Annotated in this window: 17 protein-coding genes; 10 read left to right on the forward strand and 7 right to left on the reverse strand. The window is 60.2% G+C overall.

The window, feature by feature from the left end:
• The first annotated feature begins 162 nt into the window (after window positions 1-162).
• The 4 genes from ACZZZU_RS06045 to ACZZZU_RS06060 all read left to right on the forward strand — a co-directional run bounded on the left by ACZZZU_RS06045 (window position 163) and on the right by ACZZZU_RS06060 (window position 4,026).
• On the forward strand, window positions 163-1,440 hold the full coding sequence (locus tag ACZZZU_RS06045) for an OmpP1/FadL family transporter (protein ID WP_463550056.1): 1,278 nt from the start codon (window positions 163-165) through the stop codon (window positions 1,438-1,440).
• 327 nt (window positions 1,441-1,767) lie between these two features.
• Entirely contained in the window at window positions 1,768-2,847 is a 1,080-nt protein-coding gene (locus ACZZZU_RS06050) for a patatin-like phospholipase family protein (RefSeq protein ID WP_463550057.1), read from the forward strand.
• 41 nt (window positions 2,848-2,888) lie between these two features.
• A complete protein-coding gene (locus ACZZZU_RS06055) occupies window positions 2,889-3,716 on the forward strand; it encodes a hypothetical protein (protein ID WP_463550058.1) in 828 nt (275 codons plus the stop codon).
• Window positions 3,670-4,026, forward strand: a complete 357-nt coding sequence (locus ACZZZU_RS06060) for a YfeK family protein (RefSeq protein ID WP_206000774.1) — start codon at window positions 3,670-3,672, stop codon at window positions 4,024-4,026. Before ACZZZU_RS06055 ends, ACZZZU_RS06060 begins: the two co-directional genes overlap by 47 nt.
• A 125-nt stretch (window positions 4,027-4,151) precedes the next feature.
• Here the strand turns inward: ACZZZU_RS06060 and hmpA are convergent, their stop codons facing one another.
• On the reverse strand, window positions 4,152-5,330 hold the full coding sequence (gene hmpA, locus ACZZZU_RS06065; protein ID WP_463550059.1) for an NO-inducible flavohemoprotein: 1,179 nt from the start codon (window positions 5,328-5,330) through the stop codon (window positions 4,152-4,154).
• Between the two features lie 144 nt (window positions 5,331-5,474).
• Here hmpA and norR point away from each other — a divergent pair, with 144 nt between their 5' ends.
• Both norR and queD read left to right on the forward strand, forming a co-directional pair.
• Window positions 5,475-7,031: a nitric oxide reductase transcriptional regulator NorR gene (norR, locus tag ACZZZU_RS06070; RefSeq protein ID WP_463550060.1), complete on the forward strand. Its 1,557-nt coding sequence runs from the start codon at window positions 5,475-5,477 to the stop codon at window positions 7,029-7,031.
• Between the two features lie 104 nt (window positions 7,032-7,135).
• Window positions 7,136-7,492: a 6-carboxytetrahydropterin synthase QueD gene (gene queD, locus ACZZZU_RS06075; RefSeq protein ID WP_122451187.1), complete on the forward strand. Its 357-nt coding sequence runs from the start codon at window positions 7,136-7,138 to the stop codon at window positions 7,490-7,492.
• A 401-nt stretch (window positions 7,493-7,893) separates the two neighbouring features.
• Here the strand turns inward: queD and ACZZZU_RS06080 are convergent, their stop codons facing one another.
• From ACZZZU_RS06080 to ACZZZU_RS06095, 4 genes are all read right to left on the reverse strand, one after another.
• A complete protein-coding gene (locus ACZZZU_RS06080) occupies window positions 7,894-9,264 on the reverse strand; it encodes a DUF1329 domain-containing protein (RefSeq protein WP_122497129.1) in 1,371 nt (456 codons plus the stop codon).
• A gap of 28 nt (window positions 9,265-9,292) precedes the next feature.
• Window positions 9,293-11,236, reverse strand: coding sequence for a DUF1302 domain-containing protein (locus ACZZZU_RS06085; protein WP_463550061.1), 1,944 nt, complete (start codon window positions 11,234-11,236; stop codon window positions 9,293-9,295).
• A 359-nt stretch (window positions 11,237-11,595) separates the two neighbouring features.
• Window positions 11,596-12,063, reverse strand: a complete 468-nt coding sequence (locus ACZZZU_RS06090; protein WP_122497125.1) for a DUF3859 domain-containing protein — start codon at window positions 12,061-12,063, stop codon at window positions 11,596-11,598.
• A 69-nt stretch (window positions 12,064-12,132) separates the two neighbouring features.
• Window positions 12,133-13,158 carry an amidohydrolase family protein gene (locus tag ACZZZU_RS06095; protein ID WP_463550062.1) on the reverse strand — a complete coding sequence of 342 codons (1,026 nt, stop codon included), beginning with the start codon at window positions 13,156-13,158 and terminating at the stop codon, window positions 12,133-12,135.
• A 110-nt stretch (window positions 13,159-13,268) separates the two neighbouring features.
• Here ACZZZU_RS06095 and ACZZZU_RS06100 point away from each other — a divergent pair, with 110 nt between their 5' ends.
• The 4 genes from ACZZZU_RS06100 to ACZZZU_RS06115 all read left to right on the forward strand — a co-directional run bounded on the left by ACZZZU_RS06100 (window position 13,269) and on the right by ACZZZU_RS06115 (window position 16,890).
• Window positions 13,269-13,673, forward strand: coding sequence for an OsmC family protein (locus ACZZZU_RS06100; RefSeq protein ID WP_122497122.1), 405 nt, complete (start codon window positions 13,269-13,271; stop codon window positions 13,671-13,673).
• Window positions 13,674-13,678: 5 nt separating this feature from the next.
• Complete coding sequence (locus ACZZZU_RS06105; RefSeq protein WP_463550063.1) at window positions 13,679-14,542, forward strand: pirin family protein; 864 nt, start codon at window positions 13,679-13,681, stop codon at window positions 14,540-14,542.
• Window positions 14,543-14,750: 208 nt separating this feature from the next.
• A complete protein-coding gene (locus ACZZZU_RS06110; RefSeq protein ID WP_463550064.1) occupies window positions 14,751-16,409 on the forward strand; it encodes a nitrite/sulfite reductase in 1,659 nt (552 codons plus the stop codon).
• Window positions 16,393-16,890, forward strand: coding sequence for a DUF934 domain-containing protein (locus tag ACZZZU_RS06115; protein ID WP_122451179.1), 498 nt, complete (start codon window positions 16,393-16,395; stop codon window positions 16,888-16,890). The genes ACZZZU_RS06110 and ACZZZU_RS06115 overlap by 17 nt, the downstream gene beginning before the upstream one ends.
• A gap of 357 nt (window positions 16,891-17,247) precedes the next feature.
• On the opposite strand, the gene sucD is transcribed toward ACZZZU_RS06115, so the two are convergent.
• Both sucD and sucC read right to left on the reverse strand, forming a co-directional pair.
• Window positions 17,248-18,135, reverse strand: coding sequence for a succinate--CoA ligase subunit alpha (gene sucD, locus ACZZZU_RS06120; protein ID WP_122451178.1), 888 nt, complete (start codon window positions 18,133-18,135; stop codon window positions 17,248-17,250).
• Window positions 18,135-19,301: an ADP-forming succinate--CoA ligase subunit beta gene (gene sucC, locus ACZZZU_RS06125; protein ID WP_122451177.1), complete on the reverse strand. Its 1,167-nt coding sequence runs from the start codon at window positions 19,299-19,301 to the stop codon at window positions 18,135-18,137. The genes sucD and sucC overlap by 1 nt, the downstream gene beginning before the upstream one ends.
• Between the last annotated feature and the right edge of the window lie 163 nt (window positions 19,302-19,464).

A 19,464-nucleotide genomic window follows, 5' to 3' on the forward strand; every position in this document is an offset into this window, starting at 1 on the left:
AAAACGGCAAAAGTACGCTCGTACAAGATTGCCGACGTTGCCATCACAATGCCCTTACTTGTAGGACAATTACGGGTAAATTTGGGATCTTGAGCGACTGGCCAGGAAATATGAATCCTGATAATTTCCGCCACCCGTACACAATTACAACAGGACTATTCAATGAAACACGCCTGGTTCAAGACCACCCTAGCCCTGACTATTTCTGCCGCTTCCAGCTACTCCCTGGCTGGCGGTTTTGCCCTTAACGAACAAAGCGTCAGCGGCATGGGTTCTTCCTTCGCCGGGCGCTCCTCCTCGGCTGAAGATGCGACCACCTTGTTCGGCAACCCTGCTGGCATGTCACGCCTCAAGCGCCAGGAAGTCAGCGTTGGCGCGGCGGCCATCTCCGCCAAAACCGACATCAAGCACGCCAGCGGTTCCACTGCCGGCAGCAACGACGGCGACATGGTGCCGTTCACTGCCGTGCCCATGGGCTACTACGTGAACCCGGTGAATGAGCAATGGGCGTTTGGCGTCGGCGTGTACGCCCCGTTCGGCCTGATCACTGACTACGAAGGCGACTTCCAGGGCCGTAAATTCGGCGACTACAGCGAAGTGAAAGTGGTCACCGTGCAGCCGACCGTGAGCTTCCGCGTGAACGACGAGTTGTCGGTGGGTTTCGGTCCGACCATCAACCGCATCAGCGGCAAACTGGAAAGCGCGGTTTCCGGCGTCCCGGGCCTGGACCCTCGCGAGAGCAACGTGGAAGTCAAAGGTGACGACACGGCCATTGGTTACAACATCGGCGTGTTGTACGAATTCACGCCGCAAACCCGTGCCGGTCTCACGTATCACTCGAAAGTGAAATACAAGCTGGAAGGTGACACCAAAGTCACCGGCGACAACCTGGTTCTCGGTGCGATTGGCGCCTACGGCAAATACGATGCTTCGCTCGACCTGACCACCCCGGAATCGGTCGACGCCTCGATCACCCACGAAATCGACAGTGCCTGGACGGTATATGCCGGCAGCACCTGGACTCGCTGGAGCCGCCTGAAAGAAATCGTTGTAGAAAACGATGGCGTTCCCGCCGGTCGTGCGTCCGCTTCGTTCTCCACCATCACCGAAGAACAGAACTGGCATGACACCTGGGGTTACGCCGTGGGCACCGCCTACAAGCTGAACCCGGAATGGACGTTGCGCGCCGGTCTGGCTTTCGATCAAAGCCCGACTAACAACGAAAACCGCTCGCCGCGCATTCCTACTGGCGACCGTACTGCTGTCAGCTTCGGTGTAGGTTGGAATCCGACTCAGGATCTGACTGTTGACCTGGCCTATTCCTACCTGTGGGAAGAAGACACCAAAGTTAACGACACCGACCCGGCGAAAGGCTCGTACCGCGCCACCTACGAAAACAGCGCGCACGGTTTCGGTACTCAGGTTTCGTACCGTTTTTGATTGTTGGTCGTAACACCAAACCACCGTGCTCTTAGCGAGGGCGGTGGTTTTTTTATGTCTTTCACACCGGACGCAGTCATTCCCGCGAAGGCGGTGGTCAGACGCTTCGGAATCCATAGCGGGTCCGACGACGCATCTCCCTGCAAAACTCTGGATTCCCGCCTTCGCGGGAATGACGGAGGTTGGGCTGAAGTTGACGCAGGACGACAGGGCGAGAAGAGCGTACTGTTCACCCCGCACGCTTTACCCCCACATTCACACAACAAAACCTCCTTGGTCTTACCGCTCACCGCTCTATAATCGCGCCCTTGCGTGATGGAGGCCTACATGAGCGCGATCCAAATCAAGTCCCCCGCCCTGATCCTTAAAGCCGGCAGCAAAGCCTTGGCGCGCATTCGTGAGCGTGGCTTGTCGCCAGCGGACGTTGGCATTTTGCCGGGCGCTGCGGGCGGTCCGAAGGCGTTGGGTATTCAAGGACTAGACCTGGCCCTGTTCGGCGATTGGCTGCCACGTGCGCCGCGTCAGCGCGCGCTGATCGGTGCTTCCATCGGCTCTTGGCGCTTCGCCAGTGCTTGTCTGCCTGACGCGGCGGCCGGCATTCAGCGCCTGGGCGAGCTGTATACCCAGCAGCGTTTCGCCAAGGGCGTGACCATGGCGCAAGTCACCCAGAGCTGCGTGCGCATGCTCGACGACTTGCTTGAAGGCCAAGACGATCACGTCCTCAATAATCCCCACTACAGCCTCAACATCATGGTGGTGCGCAGCCTTGGTCTGCTCGCCCACGACCGTCGTGGCGCGTTGGGGTTGGGGTTGTCGTCGGTAATCGGCAACAACCTGCTTGGCCGCCCGCGCCTGTCGCGCCATTTCGAGCGGGTGATTTTGCACGACGCCCGCAACCAGCCGCCGCTCAGCGCCCTCAGCGATTTCCCCTCGCGCTTGCTGCACTTGGACGCCAATAACTTGCGCCACGCCCTGCTCGCCTCCGGCTCCATTCCCATGGTGATGGAAGGCGTGCGCGATATTCCCGGTGCTGGCGCCGGCACTTACCGCGACGGCGGCTTGCTCGATTACCACCTCGACCTGCCGTACAGCGGCGATGACGTGGTGCTGTATCCGCACTTCACCGACAAAGTCATTCCCGGCTGGTTCGACAAAGGCCTGCCGTGGCGCAAAGGCGACAACGTGCGCCTGCAAAACGTGTTGCTGCTGGCGCCCTCTCGCGAGTACCTAGCCAAACTGCCCTTCGGCAAACTGCCAGACCGCAAAGACTTCACCCGTTTCCTTGGTGACGACGCCGGGCGCGAACGCTACTGGCGCACCGCGATGGACGCGAGCCGCCGAATGGGCGATGAGTTTCTCGAACTGGTTGACGGCAACAAACTTGGCGAGCGCTTGCTGGCGCTGTAAAAACGCACAGGGAAACTTCCGAGCAATACCAAGGACCGGTCATGAAGCTTGCAGTTGCCATCATTCACGGCATTGGCACACAACCCGCGCAGTTCAACAGCGACGGTTACCACGTATTCGCTCAGGGCCTGATCAGTCAGCTGCGCTTGCGCCTCGGCGATCAGGCGGACCAAGTGGCATTTCAGAGCCTGTACTGGGCCGACGTGCTGGATGACCGCGAATTTGCCTACCTGGAAAAGCTCAAAGCCGAGCCGGTGACGTGGCGCTGGCTGCGCCGTGCGGTCACGCTTTTTCTCGGCGATGCCAGCGGCTATCGCAAGGTCAGCGAAGCGTACGACACCACCTACCAACAAGTGCACCAAACGGTGCGTCAGGGCCTGCAAGCGCTGCGCGCCAAGGTGGACGCCGACACGCCGCTGGTGGTGTTGGCGCACTCGCTGGGTGGACATATTTTTTCCAATTACGCCTGGGACCAACAGCAGCTGAATGCCACGCCCAGTTGCCCACTGGACCCCTTCCTGGGCTTGGAAACCCTGGCGGGGCTGATCACCTTTGGCTGCAATATTCCGCTGTTCACCTTCGCCTATAACCCGGTGCTGCCGATTCGCTTTCCTGGCAATTGCCTGAGCCCGACCGTGCGCGAACGGGCGCGCTGGCTTAACCTTTATGCACCGGCGGATGCACTGGGCTATCCCTTGCGTCCGCTGCCGAACTACGCCGACGTGGTGTACGAAGACCGTGCCATGGCCGTAGGGCCCTGGTACAAACGGCACACCCCTTTGAGTCATATGGAGTATTGGAACGATGGTGGCTTTCACGCCTATGTGGCGGATTATCTGCATCAGCTGCTGCCTGCTTGCAGCGACTGAAACCCACGCAGCACTAAGCGCGCAGAGCCGTGGCGAAGTCGACAAATTGCTGGTGTTCGTCGAGAACAGCGGCTGCAGTTTTATCCGCAACGGCAGTGCTTACGACGGTAAGGAAGCGCGCATGCACCTGCAGCAGAAGCTCGACTACCTGGAAAACAAAGGCCTGGTCGACAGCAGCGAAGACTTCATCAAACGCGCGGCTACCGGCAGCAGCATCAGCGGCAAAGCCTACAGCGTCGACTGCAACGGCCAGCAGCAACCGTCGGCCGATTGGTTGAATGGGGAATTGCAGCGGATTCGCACGCCCTGACCGAGTTGAAAACCCTCACCCCAGCCCTCTCCCGCAAGCGGGCAGAGGGAGCGGAACGTGGCGGCTTGCTTAAAAAACCCGTCGTTCCCGCGCAGGCGGGAACCCAGAATTTCGAGCCGAACGCATTACTCCAGCTTCCCAGCCGGCCCAAAGAACTCGTAATAACACTGCTCCGCCGGCACCCCCAAACCGCGCAAGCTGCGGTTCACGTGGGCCATAAACGGTTGCGGGCCGAGGAAGTAGGCGTCGAAGTCGCGGCTCTCGGGTAGCCACTGGGCCAAGCGCTCTTCGGTCAAAAAGCCCTGTTCAATGTGCTGGTCTTCTTCACGCGGCTCGCTGTAGCAGTAGAAGCGTTTGAGCTGCGGATAGTCCTGCGCCTTTGTCTCCAGCCACGCCTGAAACCCATGCACCCCGCCATGCCGTGCGCAATGAATAAAGTGAATCTCGCGGCCACTGGGCAACGCCTGTTCCAACATGGCCAGTGCCGGGGTGATGCCAACGCCGGCGGTGATCAAGGCCAGCGGCTTGTCAGACGCCTGCAAGATAAACGCGCCCGCCGGTGGAAACAGTTCGAGGCTGTCGCCCACTTGCACCCGTTCGTGCAGGTAACCAGATACCCGCCCGCCTGGCTCACGCTTCACGCTGATGCGGTAGTCGCGCCCGTTCGGGGCGGCGGACAGCGAGTAATTGCGGCGCAGGTCATCGCCGTCGATTACCAGGCGCAACCCGATGTACTGGCCCGGCACGAAGTCCATCAGCGCCCCGCCGTCAGCCGGCACAAAGTAGAAGGAAGTGATCTCTTCGCTCTCCGCTTCTCTACGCGCCAGGCGGAATTGCCGACCACCGCGCCAGCCGCCTTCAGCCTGCTCGCTGGCGCTGTACATGTTTTCTTCAATGCCCATGAGCAGGTTCGACAATTGCCCGTACGCGGCAGCCCAGGCATCGATCACCTCGTCGGTCGCCACTTGCGCGCCCAGTACTTCGCGAATGGCGTTGAGCAGGCACGTGCCGACGATGGGGTAATGCTCGGGAAGAATCTGCAGCGCCACGTGCTTGTTCACGATCTGCCCCACCAGCGGCCCCAGGGCTTCCAGGCGATCGATAAACTTGGCGTACATCAGCACCGCATTGGCCAGCGCCCGGGCTTGCGCACCACTGGCTTGGTGGGTTTGGTTGAACAGCGGGCGCACCTGCGGATAGTCGCGCAGCATGGTGTCGTAGAAATGCGTGGTCAGCGCTTCGCCGCCAGATTCGAGCAGCGGCACGGTGGCTTTGATCAAAGCGGTTTGCGGGGCAGTGAGCATGAGTTCTTTCCTGGGCTGTGGTAGGGTTTTTCGCGAGCTCACCATTTCAGTTTTCATGCCAGCTTATTAGCCCTTTATTTTCAATGACTTACCTATACTTAAAGTCGTTATGACACGAGTCGATATGACTCAAAGAGGGTCGTTATGACCGCCACTTCGCTGCTCAATGCCTTTCTTCCTCTGGTGGCCGACCTGTCACGTGAGCTGCCGGAGAGCGAGCGTTACCGCCGTTTGCTCGACGCCCTGCGCGACCTGTTGCCGTGCGACGCCACTGCGCTATTGCGCCTGGAAGGCGAGCAGCTGGTGCCCCTGGCCGTTCATGGTTTAAGCGCCGACACGCTCGGACGACGCTTCAAAGTGGCGGAGCACCCGCGTTTAAAAGCGCTGCTGGAAAACCGCGAGCCCACACACTTTGCCGCCGACAGCGATTTGCCCGACCCGTATGACGGCTTGGTTGAAGGCGTGCACGGCCATTTGGAAGTGCACGATTGCATGGGCTGCTCGCTGTACCTCGACGACCGCCCGTGGGGCGTATTGACGCTCGACGCGCTGGACGCGGCCTGCTTTAGTCCTGCCGATTTGAACACCTTGGCGGCCTTTTCCAGCTTGGCGGCGGCCACCGTGAAAGCCGGCGAGCGCATCAGCCATCTGGCCCGCGATGCCCACGACCAACACCAACTCGCCGAGGTCTACAAACAGGCGGCGGCTCAGGCGCAGACCAAAGAAATGATCGGTCAGAGCCCCGCCCACAAGCGTTTGGTGGAAGAGATCGCGGTGGTTGGGAATAGCGAGCTGAGCGTGTTGGTCAGCGGCGAAACCGGTGTCGGCAAAGAGTTGGTGGCCCAGGCCATTCACGCCCAGTCACCGCGCGCCAAGGCGCCGATGATCAGCCTCAATTGCGCCGCCTTGCCGGAAACCCTGGTGGAGAGCGAGCTGTTCGGCCACGTGCGTGGCGCGTTCTCCGGCGCGGTAAACGAGCGGCGCGGTAAATTCGAACTGGCCGATGGCGGCACGTTGTTTCTCGATGAAGTCGGTGAACTGCCGCTGCCGGTGCAGGCCAAGTTGCTGCGGGTGCTGCAGAGCGGGCAACTGCAACGGGTGGGGTCTGACAAAGAGCACCACGTGAATGTGCGGGTGCTGGCGGCAACCAATCGCGACCTGGCCGAAGAAGTGCGCGCCGGTCGTTTCCGCGCCGACCTTTATCACCGCTTGAGCGTGTATCCGCTGCGGGTGCCGCCGTTGCGCGAACGGGGCCGCGATGTGTTGCTGCTCGCCGGCTTTTTCCTCGAAGACAACCGCCCGCGCCTGGGCTTGCGCAGCCTGCGCCTGGCGGCCGATGCGCAGGCGGCCTTGCTGGCCTACGACTGGCCGGGCAATGTGCGCGAGTTGGAGCATCTGATCGGCCGCGCCTCGCTCAAAGCGCTGGCAGCGTGCCGCGAACGGCCACGAATTCTCAGCCTCAACGCCGCCGAACTGGCCTTGCCCGACGCCCAGCCGGCGGCGCTGGGCCAGACCTTGGAAGTGCCAGCCGCTGAGGGCGCGGTGGGCGATTTACGCCAGCACCTCGACGACTATCAACGCCAACTGATCAGCGCATGCCTGGCGCGTCATCGAGGAAGTTGGGCCGGTGCGGCGCGGGAGTTGGGCCTGGACCGCGCCAACCTCAACCGCCTGGCCAAGCGCCTGAACATGAAAGCGTAAGGCACTTCCTGACCGGCGAGACAAGCTCGCTATGGGTAAAGCCCAGGCCGAACTGCTAGACTCGCCGGCTGTTTTTGCCGCCCCCTTTCTCAGAGCGTTACGCCGTGGAACTGTTTAAAGAATTCATCTTCGAAGCCGCACACCGCCTGCCTCACGTGCCTGATGGGCACAAATGCGGACGCCTGCACGGCCACTCCTTCCGCGTTGCCATTTACATCGAAGGCGACGTCGATCCGTACACTGGTTGGATCCGCGACTTCTCCGAAATCAAAGCGATCTTCAAGCCGCTGTACGAGCAGTTGGATCACAACTACCTCAACGACATTCCCGGCTTGGAAAACCCCACCAGCGAAGTGCTCAGCAAGTGGATCTGGCAACAGCTCAAACCGTTGCTGCCCGAGCTGTCGCGCGTGCGCATTCACGAAACCTGCACCAGCGGCTGCGAATACCGCGGCGATTGATCCGCAGCGTCGCCACTCACCTGTAGGAGCGGCTTTAGCCGCGATGCTTTTTAGAGCAAGAGCATCGCGACTGAAGTCGCTCCCACAGGACATCGGCAACCACTGTGGGAGCGGCTTTAGCCGCGCAAGAGCATCGCGACTGAAGTCGCTCCCACAGGACATCGGCGACCACTGTGGGAGCGGCTTTAGCCGCGATGCTTTTAGATCAAGAGCATCGCGACTGAAGTCGCTCCTACAGAGTTTGCTGGTGTGCGGTTGGCGCGCTGTGTCGCGGCGCAAGGCGGCGGGGCTGAAGCTGAAAGCTCGCGGCTAAAGCCGCTCCTACAGGATTTCGAGTACCTGTGGGAGCGGCTTTAGCCGCGATGCTTTTTGCATCAAGTGCATCGCGACCGTGGGGGCGGCTAACGCGATGCTTTGCGGCGCAAGGCGGCGGGGCTGAAGTTGGCGTCGTCGGGTGAGGGCTTGCTGAAGTCGGCGGTGCCGGGCTCTTCGTTGTCGAGCCATTGCACGCTATAGCGCCGCGCTTGCAGGTCGTGGAAGGTGTCCAGCGCGGTCCATACGGTGGGCAGTTCGTAGAAGCTTTTCAGGTAGGCCATGGACACGCGCCACAACTCCCCTCGCCCATCGTATTGATCGACTACCGCCGCGCCCCAGCTGTCTTCGTCGAGGAACAGCGTGCGTTTGGAGTAGATGTGCCGCGCGCCCGCTTTCAATTTGCCTTCCACTACCCATACGCGGTGCAGTTCATAGCGCGCGTATTGCGGGTTTATGTGGCCGGGCTTTAGCAAGTCGTCGTATTTCACCGCCGGGCTGGTGAGCAGGTAGTTGTTGTAGGGAATGTAGATTTCCTTTTTACCAACCAGGGTCCAGTCGTAACGGTCTGGCGCGCCGTTGTACATGTCGGTGTCATCGGCAGTACGCAGGCCATCGGACGATTCAATTGGCGTGTCGTAGGCCAAGGTCGGCGCGCGGCGCACGCGGCGTTGGCCCGGGTTGTAGCCCCAGGCCTGGCGCGGCTCTTTAACCTGGTCGAGCATTTCCTGCACCAGTGCACCATTGCCGGCCAGGCGCGCCGGGGCGGTGGTGAAGGTCATGTAATAGAACAAGGTGTTGTTCAGTTCGCTGTAGTTGCTCTTGGGGTTGTAGAAGCGAAACAGCGCTTCGTCCTGCGAGGTCACGAGCGAGTATTGACCGTTGCGCTGCACGCCCGCCTCGGCCGAGCGGCGAATCACGTAGGTGCCGCGATACCGCACGATGTGGTTCCACACCGCTTCGACGCCGCTCTGCGGGATGGGAAACGGCGTGCCGCCATAGGCTTCGGCAAAGCCGTTGCCACCGTCCAGCACCTTGGCGCTGGTGGCGTTGTTGAAGGTGTTGTCGTAGATCCACTGCGGCGCTGAGCCGGTGCGATGCGTGGGGTACACCGGCATCTGGAAGGTTTCCGGGTAGGCGTTGAACAAGGCGATCTGCCCCGCCGTGAGGCTGCCTTTGTACTGTTCCAGATTGCCTTTGGTGATGGTAAACAGCGGCTTCTCGCCGGCAAACGGGTCGACGTGGTGCGCGCCCGGGCCTTTGTAGCCGGCCGGCGCCTGGGTCATGCCCCCGGTCCAGGCGGGAATGGTGCCGGCGGCATTGCCGGCTTTCTCCGCGCCTAGCGGCGTCAGGGTGGTTTTCAGCGTGGCGGCTTGCTGTGCAGAAACGCCGGCCAGGCTATCGGTGGTGCCGACGGCCAGCAGAATGGCGGCGAGCAGCAGTGAATTTTTGTTCAACATGCACGGTTCTCCAGAATTCTGTCAGGCATCAAAACGAGTACTTGGCGCTTAACGACACGTTGTCACGGTCGCGCATGGAATTATTGCGGCCGGCGCCGTAGTACTCGGTGTACTGCAGCCCGACTTCGAAGGCGTTCAGGTAGGTAGCGTCCATGCCCAGGGTGTATGCCTTGCGGCCTTCGATAAAGTTGCCGGTGCGGTCGGAGTTGCCCTGGAAGTCGTCTTGGTAAACCACGTACGGCGCCAACTTCACCCCGGCGTAAACGTCGTTCCAGGTGCCGGAAACCAGCAAGGTGTAGCCGTAGCTGTCGCGGGTAATCTGGTCGGAGTCGCCGTTTTCAGGGTCGACATAGGCCTTGTCGGTGGTGCTGGCGAATTTGCGCGTGCTGCCGTCATAGGCGCGGTATTTCAAGCTGCTGCCACGGATGTGTTGCGAGGCCACTTCGGCCACGCCCATGACCGAGTCAAAGCTGACCATGGGGCCGAAGTTGTAAATGGTGGAAAGCGAGATGTTGTAAGTTTCGGCGCGCTGGTAGTTTTCGAAGAGTTGCGAGCGGCACAGTTGTTTGCCTGCAACCGCTGCGCACGCCTCGCCGCCAGCTATCGCGCTGTCTACCAATGGCGAACCGTTAACCCCCTGGATGAGCAGGTCACCTAGCAAGTCGTCGGTCGCGGCAATGCTGATAGGAGCGTTGGGGCGATACGCCAGTTCGCCGGAGAACGAGGCATCTCCCACGGTGGTATTGAAGCTGAAGCCGTACATGCGGATGTCTTCAACGTAGTCGCGGCGCGCCTCGGCGTTGCTCGCCAGGTCCAAGGTTGCCAGTGCGCCGGCATCAGTCCCGACGATGCTGCCCAACGTGGCCATATCGACGCCATCGAACTTGCTTAGATCGATCGCAATTTGCGGCTCCTTCGCGTGGTAATTAACGAAGTAGAAGCCGAACTCTGTGGAGTTCAGTTCCTCGGCCACATAACGGAAGGACACGCCGTACTGCCCGCTGTCGTCTGCCTCAATGTCTTTGCCAATATTGGCGACCTTAAAGACGCCCGTTTCCGGATTCAAATACCCGTTAGGCCCTCTTGGCCCCACGCCTAGAATTCCAGGCGCCACGTCCAAGATTGTGTTGTATCCAACCATCGCCGGAATCAAGCGCTCGTCTGTCGTATACGCCGTATTCCCCCCCTCCGCGAACAGGTCCGTATCACCAAAATACGTACCCGCTGGGTCCAGCTGGGTCTCTTTCCATTTCCACTGATAAAACGCTTCCATCGACAAATCGTCGGTCAGCCCGACGTTGAAGCTGAAGGCTTCCATCGGCACCAATACTTCTTTGAGCTCGGAGCCCGGCAGGTGGAATTTGGCCGCGTCGACCGGGTTAATGGTGTTCACGCCACCGCGATAGAACACGCCCTCGCCCCAGCTCAATACCTGGCGGCCGACTTTGGCGGCGAGGGGTTTGTCGTAGATGTCCCAGTTGCCATACAGATACGCATCGAGAATCTGCGCTTTGCGCCCGGCGTTGTGGCGGGTGTCTTCGGTGAATTCGTTGTCGTTGGGGAAGTTCTGGCTGGGGCGCTCGACACCGCCGGTGGTGTCGTAATAGTCGTTGCGCTTGTCCATGATCTGCGTGTCGTAGAACGCCGTGCCGCGCACAAACGCGCCGTAGTTCTGGTATTTGACCGAGAGGTCGGAGGTGGCTTTGTACACTTCGGAAACCAGGCCGGTGTCGAAGTTGCGGTTGCCGTCGTCGGCGTTGATGTCGGTGACGTTGCCCTTGTCGCGGCCCTGCACGCGCCACATCGAGCCATATGAAAGGGTGGTGTCCAACGAGCCGGTGACTTCGTTGTCGGCAAAGCTGAATTCAGCGCCCTCCGCGGCACCTGCCACCAGCAACGGCAGTAACGCCATCGTTGCCCCCGCCCGCCATGGGCGCCCCTTTCCGTTGGAACCGCACACACGTGTGTTCATCGACATCGCTCCCTATACGCCAAGATTATTTGGGCAGCGCTAACGGCCACCCTGTTTTTTATTCATCTCTCGGCTGCTGAAGGTCGGCGCGCACGCAACTGCGACCTGCAACAGAAACTCCATCGTCCGTTGCGGCGTCACCGTGACCGGTGCGCACGTTTCGAGTTGGTACGATAGTGCAGGCAAAGTAACAAAGTGTTGCCTTGCTGCCAACCGGTGGGAAGAAATTAGCTGGTTGTGGGGAATGCGTACGGAATTTCGAGGGCTTTAGGCGGGCGGCGAGCCTGGATCCCCGCCTGCGCGGGGATGACGGTGTGTTTGGTGAGTATGGCGGCTCGGGCTCGGTGGAGCGGGGAAAGTTACTGCACGGTGAAGCGCTTTTCGGCCAGCAGGCGGTCGCCTTGGAAGACCATAAAGTGCCAGTCGCCCTTAACCAGTTCGTTGTATTCGCTGAACTCGAATGCCATCACGTCTTGCGGAGCGCCGACTACCAATTTCTGTTCAACCACCAGTTTGTCGTGGCGGCCATCAGCGGATTGGATGCCGGGGGTGAGGTAGAGCAAGGTCAGCGGTGTGTCGTCGATTTTCTTGTTTGCCAGGGTGTAGCGAATGCCGAATTTGGTGCCGAGCTTGGCGGGAATTACATCCGTTGGCTGAATGGCTTGTTTGCTGCGGGTCAGCACGCGCTCGCCGGGTTGCAGGTCGGTGGCGGTGGTTTCGAAAATGCCGAATTCAACCGGGCCTTCAACCCGCACTTCGGCCTGAGCCAATTGGCTGACTGCACACAGCAGCAACGCCGCCAGCGAACTCTTACGGATGACTTGCATGTCGCGCTCCTTAGTTTTGGATGGCGCGAGCTTATGACCATGCAATGACAGACTGATGACAGCGCCGCGTTACGGCGCCGGCTGTTTCAGATTTCGCGGCAGCACGGCAAGAAAGTTATCGCGGGCAACTTTCTGCGCGACGTCGGCCGGCAGCGCATCGAGAAACGGGTCGAAGCCGCGTAGCTCTTTGCCCACGTTGTCGAACTTGCCCACCACATCGGAGCCGAGCATAAAACGCTCCGGGTAGCGTTTAACCAGCGCCACCCAATCGGCATCCGGCTTGCCCTGCTCGTCTAGCAAATACGGGTGCAAGACGCTCCACGACAGGTCGATATACAAATTCGGGTACGCCTCGAGCATGCGTTGCAGCGTCGGCAGCACGAAATCCAGCTTGGTCTGATGGCGGTGCAGTTCCATGCTCGTGCCGGCGTGCGCCCAGATGAACCGCGTGTGCGGATGGTTACGCAGCGGCTCTTCGATTTCGGCCAGGTAAAGCGGGTTTTTCTCGCGCTTGGAGGTGATGTTGCTGTGCAGCAGCACCGGTAGATCATGCTCGGCGGCCAGGTGATAGACGCGCGCCATGGCTTCGTTGTTGGCCCTTGGCGTGTCACCGGAAGTGATGGCTGTCAGGTCATCGTGGCGGGTGAACACCTCGCCGATGCCTTGCCAGAAATCGGGGTACAGCTTGAGCATCCGTGCGATATGGGCGTCGGCGTTTTTATCCACTGGGTTAAAGCCGGACAAAAACGGGTGGAAGCGCTCGCGCTGTTTGGGGCTGAGCTCGCCCAACGCAGCAGCGACGTAGAAATCGGTGGCGCTGTACCAGTAGGCATCGGCGTCATCGCCGGCGTAATAACGGGGACGCTTGGGTTCGTCTTCGTGCCATTTCTTGGCCAGGGGGATGCCGGCGATCATCACGTGATCAACGCGGTTTGCGTCCATCTGTTTTAGCAACGCCGGCATGCCCTCGGTTTCCTGGAAGAAATCGACGTAGTGCAAATGGGCGTCGGTGTAGTGGTAGTCGCGGCCGTGGCTGGGGCTGGCAAGCAGCAGCGTGAGAAAGAATGTGGCAATGAACGTGGGCTGACTGGACAACGCTTCGCTCCCTGAAAGTGCGTGACAAGCATAGACCCCGCGTCGGGCTTGCAGGTTCAAGCGGCGCCAAGCACGATGCTCTACCACGCCCTTCGACGCCGAGATGTGCCATGACCATAACCATCACCAGCCAGTCCGCCACCAGCTATCGCCACGACATTCAGATCGCCGAACTGGCGCCGTTGGCTACCGACATGCCGACGGAACTGGGCGGCGAAAGCTCGGCGCCAGACCCACACGATTACTTCGACACCGCCCTCGGCGCCTGCAAAGCCCTGACCGTCACGCAATATGCCCGCGCCCGTGGCATGCCGCTGACCGGAATTAAGGTGGCGGTCAGCCGCGACGCCAGCAAAGAGCGTGAAGGCCATTACACCTTGGCGGTCAGCCTGACGCTGGAAGGCGAGCTCACCGATGAACAGCGCGCCAAGTTGTTGGCCATCGCCGATAAATGCCCGGTGCACAAGCTGATGACCAGCACTGAGATTCACGTCGACACCCAACTTGCTGAGTAATCGTAATGGCCTCTCCCCTGGTGATTCGCCCCCGCCCCGAAGACGTTGAAGGCCAGCCGATTTTGCGGCCGCTGCCGTCCGCGCAATGCCGCAGCGTGGGGCCGTTTGTGTTCTTCGATCACATCGTCAGCAACCACTACGCGCCGGGCACCGGCATGAATGTGCGTCAGCACCCGCACATCGGCCTATCAACGCTGAGCTATCTGTTTGAAGGCGCCCTGCTGCACAAAGACAGCCTCGGCTCGGATCAGCGCGTAGGGGCTGGCGATGTCAGCTATATGACGGCTGGCAACGGCGTTGCCCATGTTGAGCGCACCCCAAGCGAGCTATGGGAAACCGGTTCGCAGCTGCACGGCCTCCAACTGTGGTTGGCCCTGCCGCAGCACCTGGAACAAGGCGCGCCGAGCTACAGCCATCACGGCGTTGCTGAGTTGCCCGAGAGCGAAGCACTGGGGGTGAAGATTCGGCTGGTTGCCGGAGAAGGCTTCTGCCTCAAGTCGCCCGTGCCGGTGCCAACGCCTACCCTGCTCGCCGACATGTATATGAGCACCGGCTCGGCGCAATTTATTGCCGCCGAACATGAGCAGCGCGCGCTGTACCTGATCAGCGGCGAAGCGCGCCTGGAAGACGAACCTCTGGCGGCGCGCAGCATGGTCGTATTGCCGGCTGGCGAAACGTACACGCTGTTCGCCGAGAGCGACTGCCAGATCATCATGGTCGGCGGCAGCCCGTTGGACGGCCCAAGGCGCATGAACTGGAATTTCGTCGCCAGCGACTCGGCATTGATCGACCGCGCCCGGGCGAAATGGGCCGCGGGCGATTGGCCAACGGTGCCCGGCGAAACCGAAAGAATCGAGCTGCCGCGATAGGGGTTTTCTCCCATCAGACAGGAGCCTTTCGATGGGGCATGTAGGGCTGCGCCTTATAGCGCGCGGCTCTTAGCACCATAAGTTTCGTTCTTATACTAAAACATCACTTTTGCGCATAAACCTGAACTGGTATCTTCCCCCGGCTCCGCAAGGAGTGCGCGGCCGTGCGCGCTGATTTGGCAGTAAGTAGCCTGAAAACAGGACCCGTATGTACGTCTACGACAGTTACGATCAAGACATCATCGAGAGCCGCGTCAAGCAGTTCCGTGATCAGACCCGCCGTTATCTGGCTGGCGAACTTTCTGGCGAAGAATTTCGCCCGTTGCGCTTGCAGAATGGTCTTTATATCCAGCGTTTTGCGCCGATGCTTCGCGTGGCCGTGCCCTATGGCCTGCTGTCGTCGGCACAGGTGCGCATGATGGCCAAGATCGCCCGCGACTACGACAAGGGCTACGCGCACATCAGTACCCGCCAGAACGTGCAGTTCAACTGGCCGGAACTGGAGGACGTACCGGAAATTCTTGCCGAGCTGGCCACCGTGCAAATGCACGCGGTACAGACCAGCGGCAACTGCATTCGCAACACCACCACTGACCAATTCGCCGGCGTGGCCAAAGACGAAATCGTGGACCCGCGCCCCTGGTGCGAAATCATTCGTCAGTGGTCGACCTTCCACCCCGAGTTCTCGCACCTGCCGCGCAAGTTCAAGATCGCCGTCAACGGCGCCGTGAGCGACCGCGCGGCCATCGAAGTGCATGACATCGGCCTGGAAGCGGTGAAGAACGAAGCCAGCGAGCTGGGCTTCCGCGTCTCGGTCGGTGGCGGCCTGGGCCGTACGCCAATCGTTGGCAGCTTCATCAACGAATTCCTGCCGTGGCAGCACCTGATCAGTTACCTCGACGCCATTCTGCGTGTGTACAACCGCTATGGCCGCCGCGATAACAAGTACAAGGCGCGCATCAAGATCTTGGTGAAAGCACTGACGCCGGACGTATTCGCTGAACGCGTTAACGCCGAATGGGCGCATTTGAAAGACGGCCCCACCACCCTGACCGAAGCTGAAGTGGCACGTGTTGCAGCTCACTTCGTTGATCCGGCCTACAAAGCGCTGGAAGACCAGACCGACGCCCTCGCCGCCTTGCGCGCCGAGCACCCCGGTTTTGATCGTTGGGCCAGCCGCAACGTGTTCGCTCACAAGAAGCCGGGCTACGTCGCCGTCACCCTGTCGCTGAAGCCCACCGGCGTTGCCCCTGGCGACGTGACCGACAAGCAGCTCGACGTTATCGCCGACCTGGCCGATCGCTACAGCTTTGGCGAAGTGCGCAACAGCCATAACCAGAACATCATTCTGGCCGACGTCGAGCAAAGCCAGCTGTTCACCCTGTGGGGCGAGCTGCGCGAAAACGGCTTCGCCACGCCAAACGTGGGCTTGCTGACCGACATCATCTGCTGCCCGGGCGGCGACTTCTGCTCGCTGGCAAACGCCAAGTCGATTCCGATTGCCGAAGCCATCCAGCGCCGTTTCGACGACCTGGACTACCTGTTCGACATCGGCAATATCGACCTGAACATTTCCGGCTGCATGAACGCGTGCGGTCACCACCACGTAGGCCACATCGGCATTCTGGGCGTGGACAAGAAAGGTCAGGAGTTCTACCAGGTCTCCTTGGGCGGCAGCTCGGGTCGCGACGCCAGCCTGGCGCAGATTCTCGGCCCATCGTTCGCCGAAAAAGACATGGCGGACGTGGTCAGCAAAATCATCGACGTGTACGTGGAAACCCGTCACGAAGAAGAAAGCTTCCTCGACACCTTCCGCCGTGTCGGCATTGACCCGTTCAAGGAGCGCGTATATGCAGCGAATCATTAAGAACGGTCAGCTGGTCGACGAAACCTGGCACCTGCTGCCCAAGGACGCGACGCTGGAAGGCGTGTCCAACTGCGACGACCTGATCGTACCGCTGGGCCTGTACGTGGAACACAGCAGCGCTCTGAAAGCCCGCGACGGCGGTCTCGGCGTATGGCTGGAAGCCGGTGAAGAAATTGAAGAGATCGCCGATCAACTGGACAACTTCCAGGTCATCGCCCTGAACTTCCCCGCCTTCACCGACGGCCGCCACTCCTCCACCGCCTACATGCTGCGCACCCGCTACGGCTACAAGGGCGAAATCCGCGCCATTGGCGATGTGCTCCGCGACCAACTCTGGGCCCTGCACCGCTGCGGCTTCGACGCCTTCGCCCTGCGCGAAGACAAAGACCCGGACGATGCGCTGAAAGCCTTCAGCGAATTCAACGAGGTTTACCAAGCGTCCGCTGACCAACCCCTGCCCCTCTTTCGAAGAAGGGCATAAAAGAAAAAGCCCGCAGATGCGGGCTTTTTTGTGGGCGTGGTTTGCGGCCTACGGGAGCAAGTTTTTCCTGTGGGAGCGGCTGGGCGGCATTCCGATTAGCCGCGATGCTCTTGAAGATCAAAAGCATCGCGGCTGAAGCCGCTCCTACAGTTTCGACGCGATCTTCTAACAGGCGCCTCGGTCGAGATCTCCGGGGCTAAGGTCAGGCAAGGCGCGGGCGCTCCTGAAAGCGCAGCGTACATTTAGTACGTGAGCATTTCAGGAGCGTTCGCAACGCAGCATGGCCGACGACCCGGAGATCGCGGGGGCAAAAAAAAGACCACCCCGAGGGGTGGCCTTTTACTTGCCCAAACGCAATTAAGCGTTTTTGGCGGTCCAGCCGGTCAGCTCGGCTAGCGCCTTGCCAATATCAGCCAGCGAACGCACGGTTTTAACGCCTGCGTCCTGCAGCGCTGCGAATTTCTCGTCAGCGGTGCCTTTACCACCAGAGATGATGGCGCCTGCGTGGCCCATGCGCTTGCCTGGAGGGGCAGTCACACCAGCGATGTAGGAAACCACTGGTTTGGTCACGTGAGCTTTGATGTAAGCAGCGGCTTCTTCTTCAGCCGAACCACCGATTTCGCCGATCATTACGATGGCTTCGGTTTTCGGGTCTTCCTGGAACAGCTTCAGGATGTCGATGAAGTTGGAGCCTGGGATCGGGTCACCGCCGATGCCGACGCAGGTGGACTGACCGAAACCGGCGTCAGTGGTCTGCTTAACAGCTTCGTAGGTCAGGGTGCCGGAACGCGAAACGATGCCGACTTTGCCTGGCAGGTGAATGTGACCAGGCATGATGCCGATCTTGCATTCGCCCGGAGTGATCACGCCTGGGCAGTTAGGGCCGATCAGGCGTACACCCAATTCGTCGCACTTAACCTTGGCTTCCAGCATGTCGATGGTCGCGATGCCTTCGGTGATGCACACGATCAGCTTGATGCCACCGAAAGCGGCTTCCAGGATCGAGTCTTTGCAGAAAGGAGCCGGAACGTAGATCACGCTGGCGGTAGCGCCAGTTTTCTCTACAGCTTCTTTCACGGTGTTGAACACTGGCAGGCCCAGGTGAGTGGTGCCGCCTTTGCCCGGAGTCACGCCGCCAACCATTTGGGTGCCGTAGGCAATGGCTTGTTCGGAGTGGAAAGTACCCTGCGAGCCGGTGAAGCCCTGGCAGATAACTTTGGTGTCTTTATTGATCAGGACGCTCATTACTTGCCCTCCGCAGCTTTGACGACTTGCTGAGCAGCGTCGGTCAGGCTGGTTGCCGCGATGATGTTCAGGCCGCTTTCTGCCAGTACCTTGGCGCCCAGTTCAGCGTTGTTGCCTTCAAGGCGCACAACCACCGGGATTTTCACGCCAACTTCTTTCACTGCGCCAATGATGCCTTCGGCAATCATGTCGCAACGAACGATGCCGCCGAAGATGTTCACCAGAACAGCTGCAACGTTGGTGTCGGACAGAATGATTTTGAACGCTTCGGTAACGCGTTCTTTGGTAGCGCCGCCGCCTACGTCGAGGAAGTTGGCTGGCTTGCCGCCGTGCAGGTTGACGATGTCCATGGTACCCATGGCCAGGCCGGCACCGTTGACCATGCAGCCAATGTTGCCTTCCAGGGCTACGTAGTTCAGTTCGAACTTGGCAGCGTGGGCTTCACGTGGGTCATCTTGCGACGGGTCATGCATGGCGCGCAGTTTTGGCTGGCGGTACATGGCGTTGGCGTCGATGTTGATCTTGGCGTCGAGGCAGTGCAGGTTGCCGTCAGCTTTGATTACCAGCGGGTTCACTTCCAGCAGTGCCAGGTCGTAGTCCTGGAACAGTTTGGCCAGGCCAACGAAGATGTGGGTGAACTGCTTGATCTGGTCGCCTTGCAGGCCCAGTTGGAAGGCCAGGTCACGACCTTGGTACGGCTGAGCGCCAACCAATGGATCGATAGTGGCTTTGAGGATCTTCTCAGGGGTGTCGTGAGCGATCTTCTCGATGTCCACGCCGCCTTCAGTGGAGGCCATGAACACGATGCGACGGCTGGAGCGGTCAACGACTGCGCCCAGATACAGCTCTTTGGCGATATCGGTGCAGGACTCAACCAGAATCTGGTTGACCGGCTGGCCGTTGGCGTCGGTCTGGTAGGTCACCAGACGCTTGCCCAGCCACTGAGCGGCGAAGGCCTTGGCCTCGTCCTTGCTCTTGACCAGTTTCACACCACCGGCTTTACCGCGACCACCTGCGTGGACCTGGGCTTTGACAACCCACTCGGTGCCACCAATTTTGTCGCAGGCCTCAGCGGCCGCTTCCGGGGTGTTTACTGCAAAGCCTTTGGATACGGGCAGGCCGTACTCAGCAAACAGTTGCTTACCCTGATACTCGTGAAGATTCATGCTTGTCTACCGTCTTCGTTAGGTATTGCGCATTCGACGCTGCGTGATAATTGCCGCGCCACCTGTGACCGTTTTCTAGAAACAGTCCGCCTGGGCATTCCGCGGTGCGTCTTCGTTGTGAAGATGCACGACGGGCCGCCCGGCGTGGTTCTTGTTGTCGCTA

Source organism: Pseudomonas sp. AC136, from assembly GCF_979258585.1.

Bases quoted from the DNA above. Each gene is read 5' to 3' on its own strand.
- ACZZZU_RS06090 (WP_122497125.1), bottom strand. From the start codon at position 12,063: ATGCAAGTCATCCGTAAGAGTTCGCTGGCGGCGTTGCTGCTGTGTGCA.
- ACZZZU_RS06110 (WP_463550064.1), top strand. From the start codon at position 14,751: ATGTACGTCTACGACAGTTACGATCAAGACATCATCGAGAGCCGCGTC.
- norR (WP_463550060.1), top strand. From the start codon at position 5,475: ATGACCGCCACTTCGCTGCTCAATGCCTTTCTTCCTCTGGTGGCCGAC.
- ACZZZU_RS06055 (WP_463550058.1), top strand. From the start codon at position 2,889: ATGAAGCTTGCAGTTGCCATCATTCACGGCATTGGCACACAACCCGCG.
- hmpA (WP_463550059.1), bottom strand. From the start codon at position 5,330: ATGCTCACTGCCCCGCAAACCGCTTTGATCAAAGCCACCGTGCCGCTG.
- ACZZZU_RS06060 (WP_206000774.1), top strand. From the start codon at position 3,670: ATGTGGCGGATTATCTGCATCAGCTGCTGCCTGCTTGCAGCGACTGAA.
- ACZZZU_RS06100 (WP_122497122.1), top strand. From the start codon at position 13,269: ATGACCATAACCATCACCAGCCAGTCCGCCACCAGCTATCGCCACGAC.
- sucC (WP_122451177.1), bottom strand. From the start codon at position 19,301: ATGAATCTTCACGAGTATCAGGGTAAGCAACTGTTTGCTGAGTACGGC.
- sucD (WP_122451178.1), bottom strand. From the start codon at position 18,135: ATGAGCGTCCTGATCAATAAAGACACCAAAGTTATCTGCCAGGGCTTC.
- ACZZZU_RS06105 (WP_463550063.1), top strand. From the start codon at position 13,679: ATGGCCTCTCCCCTGGTGATTCGCCCCCGCCCCGAAGACGTTGAAGGC.
- ACZZZU_RS06115 (WP_122451179.1), top strand. From the start codon at position 16,393: ATGCAGCGAATCATTAAGAACGGTCAGCTGGTCGACGAAACCTGGCAC.
- ACZZZU_RS06050 (WP_463550057.1), top strand. From the start codon at position 1,768: ATGAGCGCGATCCAAATCAAGTCCCCCGCCCTGATCCTTAAAGCCGGC.
- ACZZZU_RS06045 (WP_463550056.1), top strand. From the start codon at position 163: ATGAAACACGCCTGGTTCAAGACCACCCTAGCCCTGACTATTTCTGCC.
- ACZZZU_RS06085 (WP_463550061.1), bottom strand. From the start codon at position 11,236: ATGAACACACGTGTGTGCGGTTCCAACGGAAAGGGGCGCCCATGGCGG.
- ACZZZU_RS06080 (WP_122497129.1), bottom strand. From the start codon at position 9,264: ATGTTGAACAAAAATTCACTGCTGCTCGCCGCCATTCTGCTGGCCGTC.